The sequence below is a fragment of the Streptomyces avermitilis MA-4680 = NBRC 14893 genome (assembly GCF_000009765.2).
GTDB lineage: Bacteria > Actinomycetota > Actinomycetes > Streptomycetales > Streptomycetaceae > Streptomyces > Streptomyces avermitilis.
This window is the reverse complement of record NC_003155.5, coordinates 7,356,724-7,374,973: the sequence shown is the minus strand read 5'-3', so window position 1 is coordinate 7,374,973 and position 18,250 is coordinate 7,356,724. Positions and strand designations below refer to the sequence as shown.

The following is an 18,250-nucleotide window of genomic DNA, read 5'->3' as shown; positions in this document are numbered from 1 at the left end:
GCGTTGTGCCCAGCTCTCCGCCGGGTAATCCGCCGGGCCGGGCGTCCCAGGATCCGGACGCCGCCGCCTCGCCATTCGGGTCAGTCCGCGGCCCGTACCGGCCCCCCTGCCGCCTTCCGCGCGGGCCCCGGAAAACCGGTCGGCCGCTGTCCGCGCGGCGCCGTACACTGGGCGGAGCGAGAAGCGTGGATGGGGACGAGTAGCGGCGGACGCGGCCAGGAGCGACCCGGGGACGGTGGAAGCCCGGGGGCGAGCGCGACGCGAAGATCACCCCGGAGCCGCCGGAAGAACGCCGAGGCCCAGCAGCCGAAGCCAGTAGACCCGGCATCGCGACCCCAATGAGGGGGCTCATCGGTGCACACAGGGCGCCGGGGAGCCAAGGAGGGTGGTACCGCGGGAGCGCGCCGCACACGGCGTACGGAAAGACTCGGCTCTCGTCCCTCCGGACGGAAGGCAGAAAGTCCGCCGGAGGAAGCTCGCCGATGAAACCGCCGCAGTACCGCCAGGTGCCCGCCCAGGTCGACCTGCCCGCCCTCGAGCACGCCGTGCTCGACTTCTGGCGCGAGCAGAAGATCTTCGCCAAGAGCCTCGAGCAGTCCGAGGGCCGCCCCGAATGGGTGTTCTATGAGGGCCCGCCCACGGCCAACGGCATGCCGGGCGCCCACCACATCGAGGCCCGCGTCTTCAAGGACGTCTTCCCCCGCTTCCGCACCATGCGCGGCTACCACGTGGCCCGCAAGGCCGGCTGGGACTGCCACGGCCTCCCGGTGGAGCTGGCGGTGGAGAAGGAGCTCGGCTTCAGCGGCAAGCAGGACATCGAGGCGTACGGCATCGCCGAGTTCAACGCCAAGTGCCGCGAGTCCGTGACCCGCCACACCGACGCCTTCGAAGAGCTCACGTCCCGCATGGGCTACTGGACCGACCTGAACGACCCGTACCGCACGATGGACCCCGAGTACATCGAGTCCGTGTGGTGGTCGCTCAAGGAGATCTTCAACAAGGGGCTGCTGGTCCAGGACTACCGCGTCGCCCCGTGGTGCCCGCAGGACGAGACCGGCCTGTCGGACCACGAGCTGGCACAGGGCTACGAGACGATCGTCGACCCCTCCGTCTACGTCCGTTTCCCACTCACCTCCGGTCCGCTGGCCGGCCGGGCCGCGCTCCTGGTGTGGACGACGACCCCGTGGACGCTGGTCTCCAACACCGCCGTCGCCGCGCACCCCGACGTCACCTACGTGGTCGCGACGAACGGCGAGGAGAAGCTCGTCGTCGCCGAGCCGCTCGTCGAGAAGGCCCTCGGTGAGGGCTGGGAGACCACCGGCGAGACCTTCACCGGCGCCGAGATGGAGCGCTGGACGTATCAACGTCCGTTCGAACTGGTCGAGTTCCCGGCACCCGCCCACTACGTGGTGAACGCCGAGTACGTCACCACCGAGGACGGTACGGGTCTGGTCCACCAGTCCCCCGCCTTCGGTGAGGACGACCTCAAGGTCTGCCGTGAGTACGGCCTGCCGGTGGTGAACCCCGTCCGCACGAACGGGACCTTCGAGGAGGACGTTCCCCTCGTGGGCGGTGTCTTCTTCAAGAAGGCGGACGAAAAGCTCACCGAGGACCTCCAGAACCGCGGTCTGCTCTTCAAGCACATCCCGTACGAGCACAGCTACCCGCACTGCTGGCGCTGCCACACCGCGCTCCTCTACTACGCGCAGCCGTCCTGGTACATCCGCACCACGGCCGTCAAGGACCGCCTCCTCCAGGAGAACGAGAAGACCAACTGGTTCCCGGAGTCCGTCAAGCACGGCCGCTTCGGTGACTGGCTGAACAACAACGTCGACTGGGCGCTGTCCCGCAGCCGCTTCTGGGGCACCCCGCTCCCGCTGTGGACCTGCGAGGAGGGCCACCTCACCTGCGTCGGCTCCCGCGCGGAGCTCTCCGAGCTGACAGGCACCGACCAGTCGAACCTGGACCCGCACCGCCCGTTCATCGACGCGGTCACCTTCGCCTGCCCCCAGGACGGCTGCGGGCGGACGGCGACCCGCGTCCCGGAGGTCATCGACGCCTGGTACGACTCGGGTTCGATGCCGTTCGCGCAGTGGGGCTACCCGTACAAGAACAAGGAGCTCTTCGAGAGCCGCTACCCCGCGCAGTTCATCAGCGAGGCCATCGACCAGACGCGAGGCTGGTTCTACACGCTGATGGCGGTCGGCACGCTCGTCTTCGACAAGTCCTCGTACGAGAACGTGGTGTGCCTCGGCCACATCCTCGCCGAGGACGGCCGCAAGATGTCCAAGCACCTGGGCAACATCCTTCAGCCGATCCCGCTGATGGACCAGCACGGAGCGGACGCGGTGCGCTGGTTCATGGCGGCGGGCGGCTCCCCGTGGGCGGCGCGCCGCGTGGGCCACGGCACCATCCAGGAGGTCGTCCGCAAGACGCTCCTCACGTACTGGAACACGGTCGCCTTCCAGGCCCTGTACGCGCGCACGTCGGGCTGGGCGCCCAGCGAGGCCGACCCGGCCCCGGCGGACCGCCCGGTCCTCGACCGCTGGCTCCTGTCCGAACTCCACGCGCTCACCGACCAGGTGACGCAGGCCCTGGAGTCGTACGACACCCAGCGCGCCGGCAAGCTCCTGTCCGCGTTCGTCGACGACCTGTCCAACTGGTACGTACGCCGCTCCCGTCGCCGCTTCTGGCAGGGCGACAAGGCGGCGCTGCGCACCCTGCACGAGGTCGTCGAGACGGTCACGCGCCTGATGGCCCCGCTGACCCCGTTCATCACCGAGCGGGTCTGGCAGGACCTGGTGTTCCCGGTGACGCCGGGCGCCCCCGAGTCCGTACACCTGGCGTCGTGGCCGGAGGCGGACCTGTCCGCCATCGACCCGGAGCTGTCGAAGCAGATGGTGCTCGTCCGGCGGCTCGTCGAGCTCGGCCGTGCCACGCGCGCGGAGTCGGGCGTCAAGACCCGGCAGCCGCTGTCGCGTGCGCTGGTCGCGGTGGCCGGCTTCGAAACGCTCGACCGTGAGCTGCACGCGCAGATCACGGAAGAGCTGAACGTCACATCCCTGGCCGCACTGAGCGAGGTCGGCGGCTCGCTGGTCGACACCACCGCCAAGGCGAACTTCCGCGCGCTCGGCAAGCGGTTCGGCAAGGGCGTCCAGGCCGTCGCGAAGGCTGTCGCGGGCGCCGACGCGGCCGCGCTGTCGCTGGCCCTGCGCGAGGGCACGGCGTCGGTCGAGGTCGACGGCGAGACGGTGACGCTCGCCCCGGACGAGGTGATCATCACCGAGACTCCGCGCGAGGGCTGGTCGGTCGCGTCCGACTCCGGTGCGACGGTCGCCCTCGACCTGGAGATCACGGAGGAACTGCGGCAGGCGGGCCTCGCCCGTGACGCGATCCGTCTGATCCAGGAGGCCCGCAAGAACAGCGGCCTCGACGTGGCGGACCGGATCGCGCTCCGCTGGACCTCGACGGACCCGGAGGTGATCGCGGCGCTGTCCGAGCACTCCGAGCTCATCGCCGACGAGGTCCTCGCCACGGACTTCGCCCAGGGTGAGGCGGACGACACATACGGGGAGCCGTTCACCGACGAGTCCCTGTCGCTGACGTTCCGCCTGCGCAAGGCGTAACGGCAACGCACCACAGCAAGGCACAGCGGCACACACGAAGGCCCGGGCCCGCCAAAGATCTTGGCGGGCCCGGGCCTTCGGCGTTGCGTACGCACGGACAGCTGTCCCCATGCCCGAACACACACTGCACAAGCGCCGCGCAGGCCCCGGACGCAGAAGCACGCAAAAGGGCGGGGCCCCGGAAGAATCCGGGGCCCCGCCCTGAACGCCGACGACGCCTAAGGCGTACGGGAGGCCGTCAGTTGTCGTCCTCGTCGATGAGGAAACCGCGCATCGGCGAAGGCGCCTGCTGCATGGGCGACGGGCCCTGCGGCCGGACCGGGGCCATCGGCTGGGTCATGGCCGGGGACATCTGCTGCTGGCCGCCATAGGAAGGCGCGGCCGGAGCCGGAGGGCCACCCATCGTCTGGTTGCCGCCGTACGACGGGGCGCTCGCGCCCGCCGGAGCCATGGACGGCGAGGACGACGGCAGGGACGCGGTCGCCGGAGTCCGCGGCGGAGCCAGCGAGTCGTCGGCCTGGGTTTCCAGCTGACGCAGCTGCGACTCCAGGTAGGACTTCAGCCGCGTGCGGTACTCGCGCTCGAAGCCGCGCAGGTCCTCGACCTTGCGCTCCAGCGTGGCGCGAGCGGACTCCAGGGAGCCCATCGCTACGCGGTGCTTCTCCTGCGCGTCCCGCTCGAGAGCGTCCGCCTTGGCACGGGCGTCGCGCTCCAGACCCTCGGCGCGGCTACGGGCCTCGCCGACGATCTTGTTGGCCTCGGAACGAGCCTCGGCGATCGCCTGGTCGGCGGTCTGCTGGGCCAGCGAGAGCACACGCGCGGCGCTGTCGCCGCCGGGGCCCTGACCGGGCTGCGACATCTGCGGGCCATGACCGCCCATGGGGCCACCCATGGGACCGCCCATGGGACCGCCCATCTGCTGCATCTGGCCCTGCATCTGGCCGGGGCCCTGGCCCATCGGACCCTGACCCATCTGGCCCTGGCCCATCTGGCCCTGGCCCATCGGTCCCTGGCCCATCTGACCCTGGCCCATCGGGCCCTGACCCATCTGACCCTGACCCATCGGGCCGGGGCCCTGCGGGCCACCCTGGCCGCCACCGGGACCGGCAGGCAGCTGCGGGGCGCCGCTCGGCAGCTGCGGCGGGCCGCCCATGGGGCCACCCATCTGCTGCTGCTGCGGCGGGCCCGATATCCCGGCGGGCACCGGAGAACCGGGACCTCGCATGCCCTGCTGCTGGTCCTGTTGCTGCTCGGGTGGCTTGCGCATGCCCTGCTGCTGGTTCTGCGCAGCGGCACGCGTGGCCGCGGCCAGCTTGGCGCGCAGGTCCTCGTTCTCGCGGAGCAGGCGGGTCAGTTCGGCTTCGACCTCGTCGAGGAAGGCATCGACCTCGTCCTCGTCATAGCCTTCTCGGAGGCGGACGGTCGTGAACTGCTTGTTCCGCACGTCCTCGGGGGTCAACGGCATCTCTTCACCTCAACGTAGTCGTCGGCATTCGGCAAGACCGTATCGTTCACAGCCGGCTCACGACGGAGATCAGGATGTAGACGATGATCATCAGTACGAAGAAGGACAGGTCTAGCGCCACGCCCCCGAGACGCAGCGGCGGAATGAACCGCCGCAGAAGCTTGAGCGGTGGATCAGTGACAGTGTAGGTGGCCTCCAGAACGACCACCATCGCCTTGCCGGGTTGCCATGAGCGGGCGAACTGGAAGACGTAGTCCATGACCAACCGGAAGATCAGCACGATGAGGAAACACATCAGCGCGATGTAGATGACATCGAAGACCACGCTCATGATCCGTGTTTCCCTCTCCCCTGTTCCCGTGCTTCATTCCGGTGGTGCGTCTCAGCTCTGGTTGAAGAACCCGCCCTCTGCGATGCGGGCCTTGTCCTCCGCCGTGACATCGACGTTAGCAGGCGACAACAGGAACACCTTCTGCGTCACCCGCTCGATGCTGCCGTGAAGACCAAACACCAAACCGGCCGCAAAGTCGACAAGTCGCTTCGCATCAGTGTCATCCATCTCGGTCAGATTCATGATCACCGGGGTGCCTTCGCGGAAGTGTTCCCCGATGGTACGGGCCTCGTTGTAGGTCCGCGGATGGAGCGTGGTGATCCGGTAAGGCTCCCGTTCCGACACGACCTTGGGCATGATCACCGGTGCGTTCTTCTCCAGGCTTTGACGTTCTTGTGTGATGGATGCCACGGGGGCGATTCGTGCAGGCCGTACGGATTCCGCGGGGAGCGAAGCGGAATGCGGCACAGGATCCCGCTGCATCGGCGGCTGTACCACTCGTACCGATTCGTCCCGTTGAGGGTGAAGTGCCTGGTGTGACTGGTGTGGCGGTTCATGCCGCCTGCGGTCCCGCTCGGGCTCCGGGTCGAGCTCTGGCTCGAAGTCGTCGTCGGGATCGAATCCCCTGCCGTCATACCCATCGTCCTCCACGAGGCCGAGGTAGACCGCCATCTTGCGCATCGCGCCGGCCATGCTCTGAGTCCTCCGCTCTGTGGTGGATCCACTGACGATGTGCCAAGTGCCCGCGATCCACGAGGTCGTTGCGCCCGCCTATCGGCGGTAATGACCATATTTTCTGCTGTGGTCCGACTTCTTGGCGACGTTACCCGAGCCTGGGGCGGACGCCGAGTACCGCAGTGCCGACGCGCACATGTGTCGCCCCGGCCGCCACGGCCTCCTCGAGGTCCGCACTCATCCCTGCGGAAACCATGTTCGCAGCCGGATGGGCTCGGCGCAGGTCAGTCGACAAATCCATCAACCGGTCGAACGCCGCCCGTTGGCGACCCGCGTACTCCCCGGTGAGCGGCGCGACGGTCATCAGCCCGTCCAGCCTCAGGCCCGGAGCCTCGGCGACGAGGTCGCCCAACTCTTCGAGTCCGCCGGGTCCCACACCGCCGCGCTCTCCCCGTCCGTACTCCTGAGCATCCAGCGCGACCTGGATCAGGCAGCCCACTTCGCGCCCGGCGCGCACGGCTTCCTTCGACAGAGCCGTGACAAGCTTGGGACGATCGACGGATTGCACGACATCGGCATAACCCACCACAGAGCGCACCTTATTGGTCTGCAACTGACCGACAAAGTGCCACTTGAGCGGCAGATCCGAGCACTCGGCGGCCTTGGGCGCCGCGTCCTGGTCCTTGTTCTCGGCGACATCGCGCACACCGAGTTCCGACAGGATCCGCACATCGATCGCAGGGTAGGTCTTGGTGACCACGATGAGGGTCACCTCCTCCCGCCCACGCCCGGCGGCCGCACACGCGGCCGCGATGCGGTCCTCCACTTTCGCCAGGTTTGCGGCGAGTTGATCCTTACGGTCCGTCATGCACCATCAGTCCAGCCAGACATAGCCCGCGAGCCGACCGGTGGTGCGGTCGCGGCGGTACGAGAAGTGGTCACCGGATTCGAGGGTGCACACCGGCGACTGCTCCCGGTCGCACACCCCGAGCCGTTCGAGCTGCGCGTGCACGCCGGCGCTCACATCCACCGCGGGCGTGCCCCAACTGGTCTCGGCGTACGCCGCGGGTTCGACGGCCGCGACCTCGGCGCGCATCGCGTCCGGCACTTCGTAGCAGCGGCCGCAGACGGCGGGGCCGGTACGGGCGACGATCCGGGACGGGTCGGCACCCAGCTCCACCATCGCCTCGACGGCGGCCGGCACGACTCCGGCGATCATGCCGGGCCGCCCGGCGTGGGCGGCGGCCGCGACCCCGGCGACGGGGTCGGCGAGCAGAACCGGCGTGCAGTCGGCGGTGAGTACGGCGAGGGCGAGTCCGCGGCGCCGGGTGACGATCGCGTCGACCTCGGCCACGGGCCGCGCCCCCCACGGCTCGTCGACCACGGCCACGTCCGGCCCGTGCACCTGGTTCATCCAGACCACCCGGGCCGGGTCGAGCCCCATGGACTTGGCGGCCAGTTCACGATTGGTACGTACGGCGTCGGAGTCGTCGCCGACCGCTCCGCCGAGGTTGAGCTCCTCGTACGGAACGGCGCTCACCCCGCCCCACCGGTCGGTGAAGGCGAAGTGCGCGCCGCTCACGGTGTCGCGCTGTCCTATCACTTCAGGAAGTCCGGCACGTCCAGCTCTTCGGCCGCGCTGTCCGAGTAGGTCCGGGACGGCGGGACCGGCGGCGAGACCGGGAGTTCGTTCACCGGCTCCGGCGCGGGCTCCGGGGCCTCCTTCGGCGTGACGCTGCCGAGCGAGCCGAAGGACGGGCGGCTCTCGGCGGGCCGGGCCGGCGTGGGCTCGTCGCGCTTGGCGGAGGACGAGCCGAGGACGGTGTCCCGCTTCGAAGGCGGCTGGCCGCCGTCGAACCCGGCGGCGATGACGGTGACGCGCACCTCGTCGCCGAGGGCGTCGTCGATGACCGCGCCGAAGATGATGTTGGCCTCGGGGTGCGCGGCCTCGCTCACCAGCTGGGCCGCCTCGTTGATCTCGAACAGGCCGAGGTCGGAGCCGCCGGAGATGGAGAGCAGGACGCCACGGGCGCCGTCGATGGAGGCTTCCAGGAGTGGCGAGGAGATCGCCATCTCGGCCGCCGCCACCGCGCGGTCGTCGCCGCGGGCCGAGCCGATGCCCATGAGCGCCGAACCGGCCTCGGACATCACGGACTTCACGTCGGCGAAGTCGAGGTTGATCAGACCGGGCGTGGTGATGAGGTCGGTGATGCCCTGAACACCGGAGAGCAGGACCTGGTCCGCCGACTTGAAGGCGTCGAGGACCGAGACCTGGCGGTCCGAGATGGACAGCAGCCGGTCGTTCGGGATGACGATGAGGGTGTCGACCTCTTCGCGGAGTTCGGCGATGCCGTCCTCCGCCTGGTTGGCGCGGCGCCGTCCCTCGAAAGTGAACGGGCGCGTGACCACGCCGATGGTGAGGGCGCCGAGCGAGCGGGCGATGTTGGCCACGACGGGCGCGCCGCCGGTGCCGGTGCCGCCGCCTTCCCCGGCCGTCACGAAGACCATGTCGGCCCCCTTGAGGACCTCCTCGATCTCCTCGCGGTGGTCCTCGGCTGCCTTGCGGCCGACAGCCGGGTTGGCTCCGGCGCCGAGTCCGCGGGTGAGTTCGCGACCGACGTCGAGTTTGACGTCGGCGTCGCTCATCAACAGAGCTTGCGCGTCCGTGTTGATGGCGATGAACTCGACGCCCTTGAGACCGACCTCGATCATCCGGTTGATGGCATTGACACCACCGCCGCCGACACCGATGACTTTGATGACTGCGAGGTAGTTCTGCGGTGCTGCCACGTCGAAGGCCTCTCGCCTCGAGTTACGTGTCGCCGCCTCGCGGATGACGCGATCCGACGACTGATGCCGAATGGGACGGTCCGAACGCCGACCCGAACCCTAACGCTGAAGTTTAGGGTTACCAGTGTGTCTGTTCCCTGGACTCTTCCGAACAGGACACTAAGTCGACAAGTGGCGCACGTTCAACGAACACGCCGAACCTCCCGTTTTTCTTTTCACCCTATGTGATCAGCCGTAGCAGTGCCCAACCAGGGTGCTGGCCTGCGCAGATGTGCGTCAACTCCCTGATGACGCAGGGGCAGTGGGCACGCTCACGTCGAAGTGCCGCGCCCCGGGAGAGGCTTTCAGGAGAGCGGTGAGCGTCCTGGCTTTCGCGCTGCCCTTCTCGCCGCTCCCCCACATCACGGTGCGACCGCCGCTCAACTCCAGCGAGATGGAGTCGTACGAGCGGACCTTGACGGTGCCGGTGTCGCGGGCGACGGCGGCCGGGAGGTCCCCGGCGACCCGGACCGCCTCCCGCACCAGCCGGGCCTCGGGGAAGCGCCGCAGGGCCGCCGCCGACCGGGAGACGGCCAATTCCAGCACGGGCACGCCCTTCGGAGCGTCCGAAACCGTCGCGAATCGCACTCCCTTGGCGTCCACTTCGACGTACTTTCCCCCGTTTCCGGAGTTTTCGACAATCAGGACCGGAGTGCGCTCGGTCACTTTCAGCCCGATTCCATGAGGCCAGGAACGGACGACATCAACCGAGTCAATTCGGGGCAATTTCTGGCGCAATCGCGCCTCAATCTCGTCGATACCGACGGAAATCAGGGGCGATCCGAGCGACACATCGGCCGCTTCGCGCACCTGACCCTCCGTCAGGACCCGTGTCCCGGAGACGGACACACGCTCCACGCGCAGCCACGGGGAACCGTAGAGGACCCACACGGATCCGGCGCCCGCCAACACCACCGCACACAAAAGGATGATGAACGTACGGGGCCGGGGCCGCAGGCGGGGCAGCCGGGGCGGGCCGGACTCCAGCTTCTGCCGTTCGCCGCGCTCGGCGGTCGTCGGTCCGGCCACGCTCCCTGCCTTCCCTCATGCCTTCCTGGGGCCCGTCAGGCGGCTCCCGCCGGGGGCCGCGTGGTCCGCCAGTACATCTGCCGCGGCTTTGGCGGTCGCCGCGGCGGCGGCTGACGTCACAGCCTCCGCCGCCTCGCAGTTGACCCACCGGACCCCGCTCGGCTCCGCCGGTCGGACGCCGCCGCCTCGCGTCGGGCCGACCCGCGGGACAGACCCTAGCGGTGGCGTGCGGCGATTGCCTCGTACACCATGCCGACGAGCAGGTCGTCGGCGTCCCGACGGCCGAACTCGCTGGCGGCGCGGGACATCTCGTACAGCCGGTGCGGGTCGGCGAGGACGGGCAGGACGTTGCCCTGGACCCACTCGGGTGTCAGTTCCGCGTCGTCGACGAGGAGGCCGCCGCCGGCCTTGACCACCGGCTGGGCGTTCAGCCGCTGTTCGCCGTTGCCGATGGGCAGCGGGACGTAGGCGGCCGGGAGTCCGACGGCGGAGAGTTCGGCGACGGTCATCGCGCCCGCGCGGCAGAGCATCATGTCGGCAGCGGCGTAGGCGAGGTCCATCCGGTCCACGTACGGTACCGGGATGTACGGGGGCATCCCCGGCATCTGGTGGACCTGCGGCATTTCGTTCTTCGGGCCGACCGCGTGCAGGATCTGGATGCCGGCCTGCTGGAGGTACGGCGCGACCTGCTGGACCACCTCGTTGAGCCGGCGGGCGCCCTGCGAGCCGCCGGAGACCAGCAGCGTCGGCAGGTTCGGGTCGAGTCCGAACGCGGCGCGCGCCTCGGGGCGTACGGCGGCCCGGTCGAGGGTGGCGATGGAGCGGCGCAGCGGGATGCCGATGTAGCGGGCGCCGCGCAGCTTGCTGTCCGGGGTGGACACGGCGACCTGGGCCGCGTACCGCGAGCCGATCTTGTTGGCCAGGCCGGGGCGGGCGTTGGCCTCGTGGATGACGATCGGCACACCGAGCCGCTTGGCGGCCAGGTAGCCGGGCAGGGCGACATAGCCGCCGAAGCCGACCACGGCGTCCGCCTTGGTGCGCTCCAGGATCTGCTCGGCCGCCTTGATCGTGCCGCGCAGCCGCCCGGGGACGGTGATCAGCTCGGGCGTGGGCTTGCGTGGCAGCGGGACGGCGGGGATCAGCGCGAGGTCGTAACCGCGCTCGGGTACGAGACGGGTCTCGAGGCCGCGCTCCGTTCCCAGGGCCGTGATCCCCACGGTCGGGTCCTGCCTGCGCAGGGCGTCCGCGAGGGCGAGCGCGGGCTCGATGTGGCCGGCGGTCCCCCCACCGGCGAGTACGACATGCACCGAAATTCACCGCTCTCCGGACGAACGCGCCGCCGAGGCACGCCGTCTCATCGTTTTCCATCTCCGAGGCCCCGCAGGACCTCCAGCCCGCTTTCTACCAAAGCGAGGTTGCCGCATCGCAAGCGCGGCCCGCGCAGCGGGCTCGTCGCGCGCGAAGGCGATCAGCAACCCGATGGCGAACATGGTCGGCAGCAGGGCGGAACCCCCGTAGGAGAACAGCGGGAGCGGGACACCGGCGATCGGCAGCAGACCGAGCACCGCACCTACGTTGATCATGGCCTGAGCCGTGATCCAGGTGGTCACACCTCCCGCGGCGTACCTCACGAAGGGGTCCTCCGTGCGTCCGGCCACGCGGATACCCGCATAGCCTAGAGCCGCGAAGAGGGCGAGCACCGACAGCGTCCCCGCCAGACCGAGTTCCTCCCCGGTGATGGCGAAGATGAAGTCGGTGTGCGCTTCGGGGAGTTGGCCCCATTTCTCCACACTGGCGCCGAGCCCGGAACCGAAGATTCCGCCCGAGGCGAGCGCGTAGATGCCGTGCACGGCCTGCCAGCAGTGGTCGCCCGGCCCGGGATCGGTGGCGCCGATGCAGGCGAGGCGGGCCATGCGGTTCGGGCTGGTCTTGATGAGGATGATCCCGATGGTCGTGGCGATGGCCAGCACACCGCCGAACAGCCTGGTCGGCGCCCCCGCCAGCCACAGCAGCCCGAAGAGGATCGCGGTCAGGATGATGGCCGTGCCCATGTCGCCGCCGAGCATGATCAGCCCGAGCAGCATGAAGGCCGCCGGGACGAGCGGCACCAGCATGTGCTTCCACTGGGTCAGCAGCCGCTTGTCCTGCTTGCGGGCGAGCAGATCGGCGCCCCACAGCACGAGGGCGAGCTTGCCGAACTCGCTCGGCTGAAGCTGGAACGGGCCGCCGACGGAGATCCAGTTCTGGTTGCCGTTGACCGCCACGCCTATCCCCGGCACCTGCACCAGGATCATCAGGAAGACGGCGCCGGCCAGCAGCGGGTACGCCAGCGCCCGGTGCAGCCTCACCGGCATCCGCGAGGCGGTCAGCAGCAGTACGGTGCCGATCGAGGCCGCCAGGAACTGCTTGCGGAAGAAGTACGAACCGGGCAGCGACATCTGCAACGCGGTGATCTGCGAGGCCGAGTAGACCATCACCAGACCGAGCACGGTGATCAGGAGGCTGCTGCCGAGGATCAGGTAGTAGGCGGTCAGCGGCCGGTCCCAGGCGCGCCTGGCGCGGTGGTAGAGGCTCTGTACGGGGTTCTCGCGCCGGGAGCGGGACGCGGCGGGCCGCCTGGTGGCACGCTGGACGGGGGGCCGGCCGGTACGGCTAGTGGGCATCGGCGTCTCCGGGCCTGAGCGGTGTCACGCGTCCCTCCCAAGGTCGCCCGGCGAGGCGGCCGGATCAGGCTCCGAGTCCGCGAACCGCCTCCGCGAACGCGTCACCGCGCTTGTTGTAGTTGGCGAACATGTCCATCGAGGCACAGGCCGGGGCCAGCAGTACCGTGTCGCCGGCGACGGCGAGCCGCCGCGCCTCCTGGACAGCCGCGGGCATCGCCCCAGTGTCGGTCCGGTCGAGGTCGACGACGGGTACCTCCGGGGCGTGTCGCGCAAGGGCTTCACGGATCAGCGCACGATCCGCACCGATGAGCACCACACCCCGGAGCCGCTGTGCCGACTTGGCCACCAGCTCGTCGAAGGAGGCGCCCTTGGCGAGCCCGCCGGCGATCCAGACGATGGACCCGTACGCCGCCAAAGAGGCTTCCGCGGCGTGCGTGTTGGTGGCCTTGGAGTCGTCGATGTAGGTGACCCCGTCCACGTCGGCGACGTGCGCGATGCGGTGGGCGTCCGGGCGGAAGGCCCGCAGTCCGTCCCGTACCGCCGAGGCGGGCACCCCGAAGGCGCGCGCCAGGGCCGCTGCCGCAAGGGCGTTGGCGATGTTGTGCGGCGCGGGCGGATGCACGTCCGCCACCTCGGCCAGCTCCTGGGCGTTCTTCTGCCGGTCCTCGACGAAGGCGCGGTCGACCAGAATGCCCTCCACGACGCCGAGTTGGGACGGTCCGGGCGTGCCCAGCGTGAAGCCGACGGCCCGGCAGCCCTCCTCGACGTCCGCCGCGCGCACCAGGTCCTCGGTGGCCTTGTCGGCCACGTTGTAGACGCAGGCGACCCGATTGCCCTCGTAGATACGGCCCTTGTCGGCGGTGTACGCCTCCATGGAGCCGTGCCAGTCGAGGTGGTCGGGCGCGATGTTCAGGACGGTGGCGGAGTGGGCGCGCAGGGAGGGCGCCCAGTGCAGCTGGTAGCTGGAGAGTTCGACCGCGAGGACGTCGTACGTCTCCTCGCCGAGGACCGCGTCGAGGAGCGAGACGCCGATGTTGCCGACCGCGGCCGTGCGCAGGCCCGCGGCCGTCAGGATCGAGGCGAGCATCTGCACGGTCGTGGTCTTGCCGTTGGTGCCCGTGACGGCGAGCCAGGGCGCGGATCCGGGGCCGCGCAGCCGCCAGGCGAGTTCGACGTCGCCCCAGACCGGGACGCCCGCCTCGGCGGCCGCGGCGAACAGCGGCTTGTCCGGCTGCCAGCCGGGTGTGGTGACGATGAGCTCGGTGCCCTCGGGCAGGGTCGCGCCGTCACCGAGGCGCACGGTGATGCCGAGCGCCTCCAGATCCGCGGCCTGGGCCCGGGAGCGCTCGTCGTCGCCGTCGTTGACGACCGTGACGACCGCGCCGAGGCCGTGCAGCACGCGGGCCGCCGGGATACCGGAGACGCCGAGCCCGGCGACGGTGACGTTCTTGCCCTGCCAGTTGGTCACTTCTTGGCTGCCCATCCTGCGTAGAAGAGGCCGAGACCGACGATCACGCACATGCCCTGGATGATCCAGAAGCGGACCACCACAAGGACTTCGGACCACCCCTTGAGTTCGAAGTGGTGCTGGAGTGGCGCCATTCGGAAGACCCGCTTGCCGGTGAGCCGGAAGGAGCCGACCTGGATGACGACCGACATGGTGATCAGGACGAAGAGGCCGCCGAGGAGCGCGACCAGCAGTTCGGTGCGGGAGCAGATCGCGAGACCGGCGAGCGCGCCGCCGAGCGCGAGGGATCCGGTGTCACCCATGAAGATCTTGGCGGGCGACGTGTTCCACCACAGGAAGCCGAAGCAGGCGCCCATGAGGGCGGAGGCGACGACCGCGAGGTCGAGTGGGTCGCGTACCTCGTAGCAGGCGGCCGGGTTGGTGAGGGTCTGCGCGTTGGCGCAGGACTCCTGGAACTGCCAGACGCCGATGAACGTGTACGCGCCGAAGACCATGGTCGCGGCGCCGGTGGCGAGACCGTCCAGACCGTCCGTCAGGTTCACGCCGTTCGACATGGCGAGAATCATGAACAGGGCCCAGATCACGAACAGCACCGGGCCGATGGTCCAGCCGAAGTCCTCCACGAAGGAGAGCCTGGTGGAGGCCGGGGTGTTGCCGTGGTTGTCCGCGAACTGCAGCGCGAGGACCGCGAAGGCGATACCGACGATCAGCTGACCGGCCATCTTCGCCTTGGCCCGCAGACCGAGCGAGCGCCGCTTGACGATCTTGATGTAGTCGTCCAGGAAGCCGACCAGGCCCATGCCGGCCATCAGGCCGAGCACCAGCAGACCCGAGAAGGTCGGCGTGTAGCCCGTGATCACCTTGGACATGAAGTACGCGATGATCGTCGCCAGGATGAAGGCGATACCACCCATGGTCGGCGTACCGCGCTTGCTGTGATGCTCGCGCGGGCCGTCGTCACGGATGTACTGCCCGTAGCCCTTGCGGGCGAGCAGCTTGATCAGCAGCGGAGTGCCGACCAGGGTCAGGAAGAGACCAATGACTCCTGAGAACAGGATCTGCTTCATCATCGGGCGACAACCTCACCCTCGGCACCGGTCTCGAGCAGCGCCTGTGCAACGCTCTCCAGCCCGACCGACCGGGACGCCTTCACGAGAACGACGTCCCCCGGGCGCAGCTCGCTGCGCAACAGGTCGACAGCCGCCTGTGCGTCGGACACGTGCACCGACTCCTCACCCCACGAACCCTCGTTATATGCGCCCAGTTGCAGCCAGGACGCTTCCCTGCCCCCGACCGCGACGAGCTTGCCGACATTGAGCCGGACGGCGAGCCGTCCGACCGCGTCGTGCTCGGCGAGCGCCTCGTCCCCGAGCTCGGCCATCTTGCCGAGCACCGCCCAGGTCCGCCGCCCCTTGCCCATTGCCGCGAGCGCGCGCAGGGCGGCTCGCATGGACTCGGGGTTCGCGTTGTAGGCGTCGTTGACGACCGTCACGCCGTCCGGGCGCTCGGTGACCTCCATCCGCCAACGGGAGAGGGAGCCCGCCTCGGAGAGCGCACGGGCGATCTCGTCTGCGGACATGCCCAGCTCATGGGCGACGGCGGCCGCGGCGAGCGCGTTCGACACGTGGTGCTCACCGTACAGGCGCATGGTCACATCGCTGCACCCGGAGGGTGTGTGAAGGCTGAACGAGGGCTGTCCGCCGGCCGTGAGACGGACGTTCTCGGCGCGTACGTCCGCTTCGTCGGACTCTCCGAAGAGGATCACGCGCGCCTTCGTGCGGGACGCCATGGCGCGGACGAGCGGATCGTCGGCGTTCAGGATCGCGGCGCCGCCGTCCTCCGCCGGCGGAAGACCCTCGACGAGCTCGCCCTTGGCCTGCGCGATCTGCTCGCGGCCGCCGAACTCGCCGATGTGGGCGGTGCCGACGTTGAGGACGAGACCGACCTTCGGAGGCGTGAGATCCGCGAGGTAGCGGATGTGACCGATGCCGCGGGCGCCCATCTCCAGCACGAGGAACTTCGTCTCCTCGGTGGCGCTGAGGGCGGTGAGCGGCAGCCCGATCTCGTTGTTGAGCGAGCCGGGCGTGAAGACCGTCGGCGCCTTGCTTCTCAGCACCTGGGCGATCAGGTCCTTGGTGCTGGTCTTGCCCGCGGAGCCGGTGAGCGCCACGAGGGTCGCGCCGAGGCGCTCCACGACATGGCGCGCGAGGGCCCCGAGCGCCGTCTGGACGTCGTCCACGACGATCGCGGGCACCCCGACGGGGCGGGACGCCAGAACGGCGACGGCGCCCGCTTCCACGACCGCTGCCGCGAAGTCGTGGCCGTCCACGCGCTCACCGGCGAAGGCGACGAAGAGGCTGCCGGACTCCACCTCACGGGAGTCCCGGACGACCGGTCCGGTGACCTGTACCGCCGGATCCGGTATGTCGTACGTCTGCCCGCCGACGACTGCTGCGATCTCGGCGAGAGAGAGGGCGATCACAAGTTCATCCCTGGGTCTGCTGGATAGCTTCGCGTAGCACCAGGCGGTCGTCGAAGGGACGCACCACACCGGCGATGTCCTGGCCCTGCTCATGCCCCTTGCCCGCGACCAGCACGGTGTCGCCCGGCCGTGCGCGGGCGACGACGGCCGCGATGGCGGCCGCCCGGTTCTCGAAGACCTGGACCTCGCCGCGCTCGTGCGAGGGCACCTCGGCGGCGCCCGCCAGCATCGTGGCGAGGATCGCGAGGGGGTCCTCCGAGCGGGGGTTGTCCGATGTCAGTACGGCGGTGTCGGCGAGCCGGGCCGCGGCGGCGCCCATCGGCATCCGCTTCGTTCTGTCCCGGTCGCCGCCGCAGCCGAGCACGATGTGCAGTTTGCCCTCGGTGACCTTGCGCAGGGCGCGCAGCACCGATTCGACGGCGTCGGTCTTGTGGGCGTAGTCGACGACCGCGAGGTACGGCTGGCCCACGTCCACGCGCTCCAGGCGGCCCGGCACGCCCGGCACCGCGGCGATGCCGTCGGCGGCGGCCTGCGGGTCGAGCCCGGCCGCGGCGAGGGCGACGATCGCGGCGAGGGTGTTCGCCACGTTGAAGGGCCCGGCGAGCGGCGACCTGGCCGTGATCCGCTCCTCCTTGGGGCCGATCACGGTGAACGTCGAGTCCATGGGGCCGACTTCGACGTCCTGGGCGCGCCAGTCGGCGTCGGGATGGCCCTCGGCGGAGAAGGTGACGATCGGGACGCCGGCTTCCTCGACCAGCCTGCGGCCGTACTCGTCGTCGAAGTTGACCACACCGAGTTTGCTGCGTTGCGGGGTGAACAGCTGCGCCTTGGCCCGGAAGTAGTCCTCCATGTCGGAGTGGAACTCCATGTGTTCCGGGCTGAGGTTGTTGAAGACGGCGATGTCGAAGACGCAGCCGTCGACCCGGCCGAGGACCAGCGCGTGGCTGGAGACCTCCATGGCGACCGCGTCGACCCCGCGCTCACGCATGACCGCGAACAGGGCCTGGAGGTCGGTGGCTTCGGGGGTGGTGCGCTCGGACTTGATGCGCTCGTCGCCGATGCGCATCTCGACGGTGCCGATCAGCCCGGTGCTGCGGACCGTCCTCAGACCGCCCTCGATGAGGTAGGCGGTCGTGGTCTTGCCGGAGGTGCCGGTGATGCCGATCTGGAGCAGGTCGCGCCCCGGGTGGCCGTAGATCGTGGCCGCCAGCTCGCCCATCCGGCCACGCGGGTCGTCGACGACCAGCACGGGCAGACCGGTGGCGGCGGCACGATCGGCGCCCGTCGGGTCGGTGAGCACGGCCACGGCGCCCAGGCCGGCCGCCTGGGTCACGAAGTCGGCGCCGTGCAGGCGGGCGCCGGGCAGGGCGGCGTACAGGTCGCCGGGGCGGACGGCGCGCGAGTCGTGGGTGATCCCCGTGACCTCGGCGTCGCGCTCCGGCGTGGCGGCACCCATCTGACCGGCCAGTTCCGCGAGGGGTGTGGCGGAGACATGAGCCGGTCGGGGCGGCCCTGGATATGTCACAGGAGCGCCTTTTTGGGTGGTTTGGGACTGATCAGCGTGTGGCACGGCGGTGAGCGTACCGGGCGCACCCCCGGCGGAGCGAAGTGAGGGGCGTGGCGAGCCCTGGTTCCCGGGCCCGGGGGTGATCGTTGTCACGAGCTGGTTCCTGGTCTGTTTC

Annotated in this window: 14 protein-coding genes; 1 reads left to right on the top strand and 13 read right to left on the bottom strand. The window is 69.7% G+C overall.

Annotated elements, in window-relative coordinates:
* Nucleotides 1–482 precede the first annotated feature (482 nt).
* Nucleotides 483–3,626 (top strand): isoleucine--tRNA ligase, encoded by a 3,144-nt coding sequence (ileS, locus tag SAVERM_RS31570; protein WP_010987531.1) that lies wholly within the window; start codon nucleotides 483–485, stop codon nucleotides 3,624–3,626.
* Nucleotides 3,627–3,864: 238 nt separating this feature from the next.
* On the opposite strand, the gene SAVERM_RS31565 is transcribed toward ileS, so the two are convergent.
* The 13 genes from SAVERM_RS31565 to SAVERM_RS31505 form a co-directional block, all read right to left on the bottom strand.
* The gene (locus SAVERM_RS31565) at nucleotides 3,865–5,091 is read right to left on the bottom strand and encodes a DivIVA domain-containing protein (protein ID WP_010987530.1); all 1,227 of its coding nucleotides are present in this window, start codon (nucleotides 5,089–5,091) and stop codon (nucleotides 3,865–3,867) included.
* 46 nt (nucleotides 5,092–5,137) lie between these two features.
* On the bottom strand, nucleotides 5,138–5,422 hold the full coding sequence (locus tag SAVERM_RS31560; RefSeq protein ID WP_010987529.1) for a YggT family protein: 285 nt from the start codon (nucleotides 5,420–5,422) through the stop codon (nucleotides 5,138–5,140).
* Nucleotides 5,423–5,473: 51 nt separating this feature from the next.
* Complete coding sequence (locus SAVERM_RS31555; RefSeq protein ID WP_010987528.1) at nucleotides 5,474–6,115, bottom strand: cell division protein SepF; 642 nt, start codon at nucleotides 6,113–6,115, stop codon at nucleotides 5,474–5,476.
* Nucleotides 6,116–6,245: 130 nt separating this feature from the next.
* The gene (locus SAVERM_RS31550; protein WP_010987527.1) at nucleotides 6,246–6,965 is read right to left on the bottom strand and encodes a YggS family pyridoxal phosphate-dependent enzyme; all 720 of its coding nucleotides are present in this window, start codon (nucleotides 6,963–6,965) and stop codon (nucleotides 6,246–6,248) included.
* 6 nt (nucleotides 6,966–6,971) lie between these two features.
* Nucleotides 6,972–7,700 (bottom strand): peptidoglycan editing factor PgeF, encoded by a 729-nt coding sequence (gene pgeF, locus SAVERM_RS31545; RefSeq protein WP_010987526.1) that lies wholly within the window; start codon nucleotides 7,698–7,700, stop codon nucleotides 6,972–6,974.
* Entirely contained in the window at nucleotides 7,697–8,887 is a 1,191-nt protein-coding gene (ftsZ, locus tag SAVERM_RS31540; RefSeq protein ID WP_010987525.1) for a cell division protein FtsZ, read from the bottom strand. The genes pgeF and ftsZ overlap by 4 nt, the downstream gene beginning before the upstream one ends.
* A gap of 276 nt (nucleotides 8,888–9,163) precedes the next feature.
* Nucleotides 9,164–9,955 carry a cell division protein FtsQ/DivIB gene (locus SAVERM_RS31535; protein WP_010987524.1) on the bottom strand — a complete coding sequence of 264 codons (792 nt, stop codon included), beginning with the start codon at nucleotides 9,953–9,955 and terminating at the stop codon, nucleotides 9,164–9,166.
* 215 nt (nucleotides 9,956–10,170) lie between these two features.
* Complete coding sequence (gene murG / locus SAVERM_RS31530) at nucleotides 10,171–11,262, bottom strand: undecaprenyldiphospho-muramoylpentapeptide beta-N-acetylglucosaminyltransferase (RefSeq protein WP_010987523.1); 1,092 nt, start codon at nucleotides 11,260–11,262, stop codon at nucleotides 10,171–10,173.
* Nucleotides 11,263–11,268: 6 nt separating this feature from the next.
* Nucleotides 11,269–12,618: a putative lipid II flippase FtsW gene (gene ftsW / locus SAVERM_RS31525; RefSeq protein ID WP_010987522.1), complete on the bottom strand. Its 1,350-nt coding sequence runs from the start codon at nucleotides 12,616–12,618 to the stop codon at nucleotides 11,269–11,271.
* Nucleotides 12,619–12,682: 64 nt separating this feature from the next.
* Nucleotides 12,683–14,101 carry a UDP-N-acetylmuramoyl-L-alanine--D-glutamate ligase gene (gene murD / locus SAVERM_RS31520; RefSeq protein WP_171033153.1) on the bottom strand — a complete coding sequence of 473 codons (1,419 nt, stop codon included), beginning with the start codon at nucleotides 14,099–14,101 and terminating at the stop codon, nucleotides 12,683–12,685.
* Nucleotides 14,083–15,156: a phospho-N-acetylmuramoyl-pentapeptide-transferase gene (gene mraY / locus SAVERM_RS31515; RefSeq protein WP_010987520.1), complete on the bottom strand. Its 1,074-nt coding sequence runs from the start codon at nucleotides 15,154–15,156 to the stop codon at nucleotides 14,083–14,085. Before mraY ends, murD begins: the two co-directional genes overlap by 19 nt.
* A complete protein-coding gene (locus SAVERM_RS31510) occupies nucleotides 15,153–16,568 on the bottom strand; it encodes a UDP-N-acetylmuramoyl-tripeptide--D-alanyl-D-alanine ligase (RefSeq protein WP_010987519.1) in 1,416 nt (471 codons plus the stop codon). The genes mraY and SAVERM_RS31510 overlap by 4 nt, the downstream gene beginning before the upstream one ends.
* A 4-nt stretch (nucleotides 16,569–16,572) precedes the next feature.
* The gene (locus tag SAVERM_RS31505; RefSeq protein WP_167544204.1) at nucleotides 16,573–18,228 is read right to left on the bottom strand and encodes a UDP-N-acetylmuramoyl-L-alanyl-D-glutamate--2,6-diaminopimelate ligase; all 1,656 of its coding nucleotides are present in this window, start codon (nucleotides 18,226–18,228) and stop codon (nucleotides 16,573–16,575) included.
* Nucleotides 18,229–18,250: the final 22 nt, after the last annotated feature.